The organism is Luteococcus sanguinis (assembly GCF_039527675.1).
In the GTDB taxonomy this organism is placed as follows: Bacteria; Actinomycetota; Actinomycetes; order Propionibacteriales; family Propionibacteriaceae; genus Luteococcus; species Luteococcus sanguinis.
Genome location: NZ_BAAAKI010000010.1, coordinates 139006 through 149728 on the forward strand (window position 1 = coordinate 139006; position 10723 = coordinate 149728).

Consider the following 10723-nt stretch of genomic DNA (forward strand, 5'->3'; position numbering starts at 1 on the left):
CCGACATCGGTGGTTTTCGGGCTCGGTGCGTGACTGCCGTGCGGATCAGTCGTCGGCCAGCGGCACCAGCGCGCGGACGGCCGCGGCGGTGTCACAGGCGACGGCCTTCTCGGCCAGCGCCTTGCAATCGTCCAAGGACCAGGCGCGCACCTGGGCCTTGACCGCCGGGATGGCCGGGATCGAGCAGGAGAGCTCGTCGACGCCCAGGCCGACCAAGATCGGCACGGCCTGCGGATCGGAGGCGACGCCACCACAGATGCCCAGCCACTTGCCGTACTTGTGGGCGGCCTCGGCGGCGCGTCCGATCAGCGCCAGGACGGCCGGGTTGCAGGGGTCGACCTGCGGGGCAAGCTTGGCGTGGCCGCGGTCCATGGCCAGCGTGTAGCTGGTCAGGTCATTGGTTCCGACGCTGAAGAAGTCGACCTCCTTGGCGAACTGGTCGGCCATCACCGCCACCGAGGGAACCTCGACCATGATGCCGAGCGGCACATTGTCGACACCCAGGCTCTTGGCCTCCTCGTCGAAGATCGCCTTGGCCTGGCGGTAGTCCTCCAGGGTGGCGATCATCGGGAACATCACGTGCAGATGGGCACCCGCGTCGGCGGCCTTGAGGATGGCACGGCACTGGGTGCGCAGCACCTCGGGACGGTCGAAGGCGATGCGGACACCGCGGATGCCCAGGAAGGGGTTCTCCTCCTTGGGGATCGGCAGGTACGGCAGCGGCTTGTCGCCACCGACGTCCAGGGTCCGGATCACCAGAGGCTGTCCCGGCTTGAGGGCGCGCGCGATGTCGGCGTAGATCTGCGCCTGCTCGTCCTCGCTGGGGGCCTCAGACCGGTCCAGGAAGATGAACTCGCTGCGCAGCAGGCCGACGCCCTCGGCGCCGAAGGTCATCGCCTGCTCGGCGTCCTTCAGGTTGCCGATGTTGGCGACGACGTCAACCTTGTGTCCGTCGGTGGTGGTGGCCTCGTCGAATGCGCGGGCCATGTCCGCCTGCTTCTTCGCGGCGATCCGGTCGCGACGCTCCAAGATGGCAGAGATCTGCTCGTCGTCGAGGTTCATCTGCAGGGTGCCGTTGGAGCCGTCGAGGACGACCCGCTGGCCGTCGGCGATCTCCAGTGCGCGGGCGTCGATACCTGCCACGGCCGGGATGTCGAGCGAGCGAGCGATGATCGCGACGTGGCTGGACGCGCCACCCGTGGTGGTGGCGAAACCGACCACCTTGGAGCGGTCGAGCTGCGCGGTGTCGGAGGGAGTGAGCTCCTCGGCCACCAGGATGGCCTGGTCGGGCAGTTCGCGGCTCGCCTCGTCGTGACCGGTGAGGATGCCAAGCACCCGGCGGCCGACGTCGCGGACGTCATTCGCGCGCTCGGCGAACAGGTCGTTCTTCATGCCGGCGAGCTTGTCGGCGTAGGTGGTGAAGGCCTCGTTCCAGGCGAACTCGGCGGACTTGCCACCCTCGATGCCCTTCTTCGCCAGCTTCAGCATGGCGCGGTCCTTCACGATCTCGCCGTGGGCCACGAAGATGGCGGCCTTGGACGGGTCAGCGTCATCGACCATCTTCTGGCGCAGTCCGTCGAGCTGCAGCGTCGCAGCGGCGATGGCCTCGTCCAGCTTCGCCTGCTCCTGCTCCGGGGTGCCCGACGGAGCCTCCGTCACGGCGATCTCGGCCGGCCGGTGCTGGACGATCGTGCCGACGCCCAGTCCAGGCGAGGCCGGGACGCCCTTCAGGATGTTGTCGTTGTCGTCCACCGTGTCCCCCTGTCTACCTGCGTGCCGTGCGGCACGCAGTCTGTGCACCCGCCGGCGGCAGGCGCGTCCGAATGAACAACCACACCCTAGACGCCAAGGTGGCGGCGCGACGAGGGTCGGGCCCTGTTTCGTCGCGCAGGAAGCGCTCACCCACGCACCTGTTGGACGCCACCCGGCGACAGGCCGCTGAAATGCCCAAAGTAGGTTTGTCTGCGGTTATTTTGACCTCACACGCAATCAACCCTTAGACGGAAGGGGCCAGCAATGGCCGAGAACACCGCCCAGGAGATCGTCGACACAATCGGCGGCCCGGGCAACATCGCCTCGCTGACGCACTGCGCAACGCGACTGCGCTTCGAGCTCAACGACAACTCCATCGTGGACAAGGCTGCGATGGAGTCCATCCCCGGCGTGATGGGCGCTGTGCCGCAATCGGGCAACCGCTACCAGGTGATCATCGGTGGCGGCGTCCAGAGCGTCTACAACGACATCCAGAACCTGCCCGTGATGGCCACCGCGGGTGCCGCCCCCGCCGCCGGCAAGTCCGACGCGGACCTGAAGGCCGATCTGCGCAACCAGGGCGTCCGCGGCAAGTTCAGCTGGCTGGACTCCTTCTTCGAGTTCCTCTCCGACTCCTTCCGCCCGATCCTGGGCGTGCTGCTCGGCGCCTCGCTGATCATCGCGATCGCGGCCGTGCTGGACGCGCTCGGCGTGGTCGAGTTCCGCTCCGCCGACAAGGGCGCCAGCTGGTTCTTCTACGACACCATGTGGCGCGGCGTCTTCTACTTCCTGCCGATCATGGTCGCCTACAACGGCGCCAAGAAGCTGAACGTCGATCCCTGGCTGGGCGCGGCCATCATGGGCGCACTGATGACGCCGGAGTTCACCGACAATGTCAAGAACGCGGCCAACACCACCTGCACCACCAACGCGACCCTGGGCACCGACCAGTGCGTGGCCCACATCTTCGGCCTGCCGCTGCAGATGAACGACTACTCCGGACAGGTCTTCGTTCCGCTGCTGATGGTCGGCCTGCTCGCCGTGGTCTACAAGATGTTGAAGAAGATCTTCCCCGAGAACCTGCAGATGGTCTTCGTGCCCTTCTTCAGCCTGCTGATCATGGTGCCGCTGACCGCCTTCATCCTTGGCCCGATTGGTGTCTGGGCGGGCAATGGCCTCGGCTCAGGTCTGTCGTACATGAACAACCACTGGCCGATCGTGTTCGCCATCGTCATCCCGCTGCTGTACCCCTTCCTGGTGCCGCTGGGCCTGCACTGGCCGCTGAACGCCCTGATGCTGATGAACATCAAGACCCTCGGCTATGACTTCATCCAGGGCCCGATGGGTACCTGGAACTTCGCCTGCTTCGGCGCCACCGCTGCCGTCCTCGCCCTCTCCCTCAAGGACAAGGACAAGGAGATGCAGCAGACCGCATCCGGCGCCCTGGCCGCGGGCCTCCTCGGTGGTATCTCCGAGCCCTCGCTCTATGGCATCCACCTGCGGTTCAAGCGGATCTACCCCTCGATGCTGGCTGGCTGTCTTGCCGGCGGCATCACCATCGGCGTGCTCGGTGGCGTGACCACCAATGCCTTCGCCTTCACCTCGCTGCTGACCATCCCGGTGTTCTCCCCGATGTGGAAGTACGCGATCTCGGTGCTGATCGCCTTCGTCGTCTCGATGGCCGTCGTCATGATCCGTGGCTACAAGGACCCGGTGACCGCCGCCGTGACCGCGGACGGGAACAACGCCGCCCTGGCTGGCACCACTGATGCCACCGTTGGCCGCCGCGTCGCGGATGCTGCCGCCCCCGCTGCCACCGTGGGTGCGGCTGCCGCCACCACCGGTGCTGCCGCCGCGGCTGACGCCGGTGCGACCACCGCCGCCGCTGCGGTGGCCAAGGCCGTCAAGCCCGCCATGGAGCCCGACGCGGTGACCGAGGTCACCTCTCCGCTGGCCGGACGCGTGATGCCTCTGTCGGAGGTGCCGGATGCCGCCTTCGCGGCCGGCGTCGTCGGAAAGGGCGTCGGCATCGATCCCTCCGGTGACACCGTGTACGCGCCCGCCGCGGGCAAGGTTGTCGTCGCGATGGACTCTGGCCACGCCGTTGGTCTGAGCCTGGACAGTGGCGTCGAGTTGCTCGTCCACGTCGGCATCGACACCGTCCAGATGGGTGGCAACGGCTTCCAGCTGCACGTCGCCAAGGGTGATCGGGTGGAGGCGGGCTCCCCGCTGATCACCTTCGACCGCGCCGCGATCGAGGCTGCCGGCTACTCGGCCGTCACCCCGGTGCTCGTAACCAACCCGAAGAAGTTCGCCTCGGTCACCCCGTTGACCGAGTCCGGTGAGGTCGCCGTCGGCGATCGTCTGGTCTCGACCACGGGCAAGCCCGCCAAGCTCGAGGGCTGAGCCAACCGGCGCACGTCCACGCACGAAGGGGTGGGAGCCAACCGGCTCCCACCCCTTCGTCTGCGCTGCTGGCGATCAGCGGCTGGGTTCCGGTCGGGGCTCGCGGCCCCAGAAGAGCCGCTCCACCACCTGCGATGCCCGCCGGGAGGTGCGCAGCCACTCATCCAACAACACGGAGCTCTCCCCCTTCCGGTGGCCCAGCAGGCTGGCCACCGCAGCCAGCTCACGGTTTTCACCGGGCAACGCATCGGATGGACGTCCACGGACCAGCATCACCGCATTGCGGATCCTGCTGGCCAGCCGCCACGCGGCCACCAGTTCGTCCGCGTCAGCCTCGCAGATCAGGCCCGCGGCGACCTCGGCGGCAAGCGCCTGCATGGTCGAGGGGGTCCGCAGCTCGGGGCGGTTGCCAGCGTGCTCCAGCTGCAGCACCTGGACGGTCCACTCCACGTCCGAGAGCCCCCCGGGGCCCAGTTTGGTGTTGCGTCTGGCGTCCTGGCCGCGCGGCATCCGCTCGGTCTCCATCCGGGCCTTCAGCTTGCGGATGTCGGTGAGCTGGGCCTTGGTCAACCCCTCGGGGCTCCAGCGCAGCTGATCCACCAGCGCGAGCACCTCGGCGCTGACCTGCTCGTCCCCCGCGCCATGGGCGGCGCGGACGAGGGCCTGGCGTTCCCACGTCTGGGCGTGGCGGGCGTAGTAGGCCGCCATCGAGCTGACCGTCCTGACCACGGGCCCGTTCTTGCCCTCCGGACGCAGGTCGACGTCGATCGGGAGCGCCGGGTCGGGGCCCTTCTGGGCCAGCATCGCTCGCAACCGGGTGACCATCTTTTCAGCCTTGCGGGTGGCCTGAGGGTCGTCGGAATCCGCGATCACGAACATCGCGTCGCAGTCACTGCCCAGCCCCATCTCACCACCGCCCCACCGGCCCATGGCGATCACGGCAAGCCGTGGCGGCTCATGGAGCTCACGGGCCGCGATCTGCAGCGCGCCGTCGATGGTCGCCCCGGCCAGGTCAGCCAGACCACGGCCGAGCTGGTCCAGTTCGACGATCCCCAGCAGGTCACCCATCACCAGACGGAGCAACTCTTGGCGACGCAGCGCACGGACGGCATCAATCGCGTCCGCGTCCTGGCTGTGCCGCCCCGCAGCCCGAACCATCGCCGTGGCCAGGTCGTCGCGGCTGCGCGGGACGAGCTCGTCCGTGTCGGCCAGCATCCGCGACGACTCCGGGGAACGCTCGAGCAGGTCGACGGCCCAGCGGGACGACGACAGCAGCCGGGCCAGGCGTTCGGCCATCTCACCCTCGTCGCGCAGCGCGCGCAGGTACCAGGGGCTGGAGCCCAGCGACTCCGAGAGGTGCCGGAAGGCCAGCAGGCCGTGGTCGGGGTTGGGGCCCTGCGCGAACCAGCCGAGCATCGCGGGCATCAGCTGGCGCTGGATCTCCGCCGCACGCGAGACGCCATTGGTGAGGGCCTCGATGTGTCGCAGCGCGGCCGCTGGATCGTGGAAGCCGAGCACCCGCAGCCGGTCCTGGGCCTGCTCGGTGGTGAGCTTGAGCTCGTCGGTGCTGATCCGGGTGACCGCGGCGAGCAAGGGGGAGTAGAAGACCTGCTGGTGCAGGCGCAGCACCCGGCGCTGGGTCTGACGGAAGCGTTCGACCAGCTCGGTTGGCCCCTTGGCGCGCATCCCGCGGGCGATCACCCGCAGGCTGGCGTCGTCGTCGGGCAGCAGGTGGCTCCGCCGCAGCTTCTGCAGCTGGATGCGGTGCTCCAGCGTCCGTTCGAACCGGTAGGCGGCCTCCAGCTCGGCACCGTGGGAGCGGGAGATGTAGCCGTGCTGCACCAACGCACGCAGCCCGGGAAGGGTCGCGCGGGTGCGGACGCGGTCGTCCGCGCGTCCGTGCACCAGCTGCAACAGCTGGACGGTGAACTCGACATCGCGCAGGCCACCGGCGCCCAGCTTGATCTCGCGGTTCTCCTCCTTGGCCGGCAGCAGCGCGATGACCCGGCGGCGCATGGCCTGTGTGTCGGCCAGGAAGTTCTCCCGTTCGGCGGCCGTCCAGACCAAGGGGTCGACCAGTTCGCAGAAGTCCTGCGCCAGGGCCAGGTCACCGGCCATCGGTCGGCACTTCAGCATCGCCTGGAACTCCCAGTTCTTGGCCCATTTCGCGTAGTAGGCGGCCATCGACGAGAGCGTCCGCACGAGGGGCCCGCTCTTGCCGTCCGGGCGCAGGTTGGCGTCCAGCTGCCAGATCGAGCCCGCGGACGAGTGGGTCGAGCAGGTGCGCGCCATGGCGGCGGCCATCTTCACCCCGATGGCGACCGCCTGCTCCGAGGTGGTCTGCTCATCGGCCGGTTCGGCGACGTAGATGACGTCGATGTCCGAGATGTAGTTCAGCTCCTGGGCACCGCACTTGCCCAGGGCAACGACGCCGAAGCGGACGTGCTCGTGGCCGGGAACCTCGCGGCGGGCCACGGCGAGAGCACCGGCGACGATGGCGTCCGCGAGGTCGGCGAGCTCCCCGGCGACCCCCTCCATCCCCGCCTCGGGGTCGTCGGCGGTCAGGTCACGCCCCGCGATCCGCACCAGGTGAGACTTGTTCGCCAGCCTCAGTGTGTCGGCGGCCGCGTCCGATGGGGCGGGATCGGCGCCGGTGAGGTCGACACCGAGCCGGGCGGTGAAGTCGGCGCGGATCTCGTCCGCGCTCCAACGGCGGGGCTCGTCGACGAGCAACCCGATGTCGTGCGGGTGCAGGCACAGGTGCTGGTTCAGGGTGGTGGAGCCGCCGAGCACCGACACCAGCCGGGTGAAGGCCGCACGGTCGCCGGAGACGCAGTCCAGCCTGGCCGGGTTCTCGGCGTCGATCCGGTTGAGCCCGGCGAGCGCGAGGTCGGGGTCGGGGGCGTGGTCGAAGACGTCCAGCCACCCAGCTCCCGGGTCCCAGGCCGGGCCCCGGCCAGCGTTGCGTTCCAGCAGCGCCTCCAGTTGCTCGGCGGCCACCGCCGGACGGGCAAAGCCTCTGCGGGCCAGGTCACCGCTCGTCGTCACCAGTCGCGCCATCGTGCCTCCAGAGATCCTGCGCCGGCCCAGCGGCCTGCGCCTCCCACTGCTGCGAGATTACGGCAGGGAACTGCGGTCAGACCACGACGGACGGCCACGGCGTAACGTTCGTGGTCCGACTCGCCTTAACGTGTTGGCAATGTTGGGGCCACCGTCTCGAAACCCGGGCTGGCGACTATGGGAGGTATGACCATCATGGCTGCACGAAGCGATCGCGCGCTGCGCAGCGCCTGCGAGCTCGTCGGCGCACAAGCGCGGGAGATGGTCGGTCGGGAGTCAGGGCTGGGCAAGCAGGGCCGGGCACACGCGATCGTCCTGTTGGACGATGTCCTGGGCGCCCTGGACTCTCCCACCACGTCACGTCCGGTCGAGTTCCCCGAAGTGATGAACCGGCGCTCCCGCGACGTGCAGCCCTTGCTCGAGCTGACCCGGGAGATGATGCACTCCGTCGGCGCGGTGACCCTCGTCAACATCGGCACCACGCGGGCCGCGGCTCTGACCGCCAAACTGGGCGATGACCTGCCGATGTCGGTGCAGACCCGCGACGGCGATGTCCGGCTGGCCGACCATCTGCGCGCCACCCTGGTGGAGCTGGTGGTGCTGGCGATGGGCACTCCCGCGCTGCAGCCCGCCGCCCTTCGTGATGTCGCCCGGTCCCTGGCTACCGCGCTGGCCGCCCGCCACCCCGGGCAGACGATCGAGGTGCGGGTCCCGCCAGCCACGGCCGTCCAGCTGGGCTCGATGGCCAGTGGCCCGACGCATACCCGCGGTACCCCGCCCAATGTCGTCGAGACCGACGAGCGCACCTGGGTGCGACTGGCTACCGGGCTGATGTCGCTGGACCATGCGATCAGCGACGGCCTGGTCACCTCGTCCGGGTCGCACGCCGACGAGCTGGCGCAGATGCTGCCGGTCGTCGACCTCGCGCCCCTGGGCTGACAGCGGCCCCGAGCGCCGAGCCTGGACCCCCAGTGCTCCCGAGCCTGTGGAGGGGCACCTCGGTAGCTCGCCCGAACCTCACACACGCGGCAGCAGCGTCGTCAGCTCATGGACGGTGACCTGACGGCGGTACTCCTCGAACTCGGCCCGCTTGTTGCGCAGGAAGTAGTCGAAGACGTGCTCTCCGAGGGTTTCGGCGACCAGCTCCGAGTTCTCCATCTCGCGGATAGCCTCGTCCAGATTGCGCGGCAGCTGGCGGATTCCCATCAGGGACCGCTCCCGCTCCGACAGCGCCCAGACGTCGTCGGCTGCCTCTTCGGGCAGTTCCATCTCGTGCTCGATCCCGGACAGGCCGGCCGCGAGCATCAGGGCATAGGAGAGGTAGGGGTTCGAGGACGAGTCGATCGAACGCATCTCGATGCGGGCACTGGAGGACTTGTCGGCCCGGAACATCGGGATCCGGACCAGCGCCGATCGGTTGTTGCGTCCCCAACACACATAGGCCGGTGCCTCTCCCCCACCGCCGAGGCGCTTGTAGGAATTCACCCACTGGTTGGTGACAGCGGTGATCTCGGCCGAATGGTGCAGCAGGCCGGCGACGAACTGCTTGCCGATCCGGCTGAGGCGGTACTCGTCAGCGGCGTCGTAGAAGGCATTGTTGTCGCCCTCGAACAGCGACATGTGGGTGTGCATGCCCGAACCCGGCCATTCGGTGAACGGCTTGGGCATGAAGGAGGCGGTGATGCCCTGGGCAGCGGCCAGCTCCTTGATCACCACGCGAAAGGTCATGATGTTGTCGGCCATCGTCAGCGCGTCGGCGTAGCGCAGGTCGATCTCGTGCTGGCCGGGGGCGCCCTCGTGGTGGCTGAACTCCACCGAGATCCCCATCTGTTCCAGCATCTGGATCGCGTCGCGGCGGAAGTCGGTGCCATCCCCCAGTGTCGTGTGGTCGAAGTAGCCGCCGGTGTCGAGCGGGATGGGCCGCTGGCCCGGCACGAGCTCGCCGCGGAAGAGGAAGAACTCGATCTCGGGGTGGGTGTAGAAGGTGAAGCCCATGTCGCCGGCCTTCTTGAGCGCCCTCTTCAGCACGAAACGTGGGTCGGCGAACGACGGGGAACCGTCGGGAAGCGTGATGTCGCAGAACATGCGCGCCGTGGAGCTCTGCGTCCGCCAGGGCAGCAGCTGGAAGGTCGTCGGGTCAGGATGGGCGACCATGTCCGACTCCTGGATGCGCGCATAGCCCTCGATGGCCGAGCCGTCGAAGCCGATGCCCTCGGCGAAGGAACCCTCCAGCTCGGCGGGGGTGATGGCCACTGACTTCAGGAAGCCCAGCACGTCGGTGAACCAGAGGCGGACGAACCTGACGTCGCGTTCCTCCATCGTGCGCAGTACGTAATCTGTCTGGCGGTCCATGGCGCAAGTCTGCTCCGCTCGTGTAACACCTGCGTTACAAACTCGCGGCCTACCCTAGGGCCATGGCAGATCGTGGCTGGTACCCCGATCCGGGTGGCGCGCCGGGGATGTTCCGGTACTGGGATGGTGCCTCATGGAGCGCGCAGACCACCACCGATCCGGTGGGCACGCCCGCGCCGGGCGCCGCGGAGGGTTCCGGAGGATCAGGCGAGCGGGATCGCCGCGGACCCTGGGTCGTGCTGATGGTCGGCCTGCTGGCGCTCGCCCTGCTGGCCGCCGGATTCCTGTGGTGGCGCAACCATCCCGGCAGTGGTCTGGCCGCCGAGGACGACAACTCGTCCACCCCCACCATCTCCAGCTGGGACGAGCGCTCCTCAAGCGCGTCCCCCTCGGCCTCCGAGGAACCGACCGACGCTGGCGGACGTCCGGTGGCCTGCCCCGAACTGGACCCGGCCCCAGCGGCGAACCAGCCGGTCAACGGCCGCTACTTTGGGGGTGGTCTGAGCTACGCCGAGATCCCCGGCTGGGAGAACTCGAACGGCTGGGGCGTCGACTGGGGTATTGACGTCGCCGGTCAGCGCAATTCCGTGACGGCCACCTGGGTGTCGATCGCGGTCGTCGGCCAGGTCTCCCGCGAGCACTTCGGCGCGCCACGCACCGCCGCGCAGCAACTAACCAGCTGCGAGGCGACCTCCTTCTACTATCGCGGCGTCACCGGCCGGGAAGACCTGGAGAGCGAGGCGGTCACCATCGACGGACACTCCGGCTGGCGGTTGCGCTCCCGGATCACCGTGGACGGGCAGCCGGTGGCGGGTGACGTGCTGGACGTGGTGGTGGTCGACACCGGACGTGAGGGGCACCTGGCCTTCTTCGTGGCCGAGGCGCCGATCGACGACGCGGCACGCCAGCAGCTGGTGGACGATGCGCGCGTCTCACTGCGCGTGGAGGGCTAGCCAGCGCTCTGGGCAGCAGTGGCAGCCGCCCCTTCGGCTCCTACACTGGGCGCCATGTCGATGCCTGGTTGGTACCCAGACCCTGCGGGGACGCCTGGCCGGTTCCGTTACTGGGACGGCCGGCAGTGGTCGTCCGAGACGACAGCCCAGCCGAGCAGTGCGCCCGTCCCCGGCATCGGTCCGGGCTCTGGCGGGGGCGG

The 10723-nt window shown here is 68.8% G+C and carries 7 protein-coding genes; 4 read left to right on the top strand and 3 right to left on the bottom strand.

Features of this window, described 5'->3' with window-relative positions; all coding sequences use genetic code 11:
* Positions 1-45 precede the first annotated feature (45 nt).
* The gene (ptsP, locus tag ABD089_RS07910) at positions 46-1752 is read right to left on the bottom strand and encodes a phosphoenolpyruvate--protein phosphotransferase (RefSeq protein WP_343885751.1); all 1707 of its coding nucleotides are present in this window, start codon (positions 1750-1752) and stop codon (positions 46-48) included.
* A 264-nt stretch (positions 1753-2016) separates the two neighbouring features.
* On the opposite strand from ptsP, the gene ABD089_RS07915 reads away from it, so the two are divergent.
* Positions 2017-4158, top strand: coding sequence for a glucose PTS transporter subunit IIA (locus tag ABD089_RS07915; RefSeq protein ID WP_343885752.1), 2142 nt, complete (start codon positions 2017-2019; stop codon positions 4156-4158).
* A gap of 75 nt (positions 4159-4233) precedes the next feature.
* On the opposite strand, the gene ABD089_RS07920 is transcribed toward ABD089_RS07915, so the two are convergent.
* Entirely contained in the window at positions 4234-7218 is a 2985-nt protein-coding gene (locus ABD089_RS07920) for a bifunctional [glutamine synthetase] adenylyltransferase/[glutamine synthetase]-adenylyl-L-tyrosine phosphorylase (protein ID WP_343885754.1), read from the bottom strand.
* A 195-nt stretch (positions 7219-7413) separates the two neighbouring features.
* Between ABD089_RS07920 and ABD089_RS07925 the strand changes: the two genes are divergently transcribed.
* Positions 7414-8157: a sterol carrier family protein gene (locus ABD089_RS07925; RefSeq protein ID WP_343885756.1), complete on the top strand. Its 744-nt coding sequence runs from the start codon at positions 7414-7416 to the stop codon at positions 8155-8157.
* A gap of 78 nt (positions 8158-8235) precedes the next feature.
* On the opposite strand, the gene ABD089_RS07930 is transcribed toward ABD089_RS07925, so the two are convergent.
* Complete coding sequence (locus tag ABD089_RS07930; RefSeq protein WP_343885876.1) at positions 8236-9537, bottom strand: glutamine synthetase family protein; 1302 nt, start codon at positions 9535-9537, stop codon at positions 8236-8238.
* Between the two features lie 95 nt (positions 9538-9632).
* Here ABD089_RS07930 and ABD089_RS07935 point away from each other — a divergent pair, with 95 nt between their 5' ends.
* Both ABD089_RS07935 and ABD089_RS13845 read left to right on the top strand, forming a co-directional pair.
* Positions 9633-10523: a DUF2510 domain-containing protein gene (locus ABD089_RS07935; RefSeq protein WP_343885758.1), complete on the top strand. Its 891-nt coding sequence runs from the start codon at positions 9633-9635 to the stop codon at positions 10521-10523.
* 60 nt (positions 10524-10583) lie between these two features.
* A partial coding sequence (locus tag ABD089_RS13845) for a DUF2510 domain-containing protein (RefSeq protein ID WP_425560029.1) occupies positions 10584-10723 on the top strand: 140 nt, incomplete at its 3' end.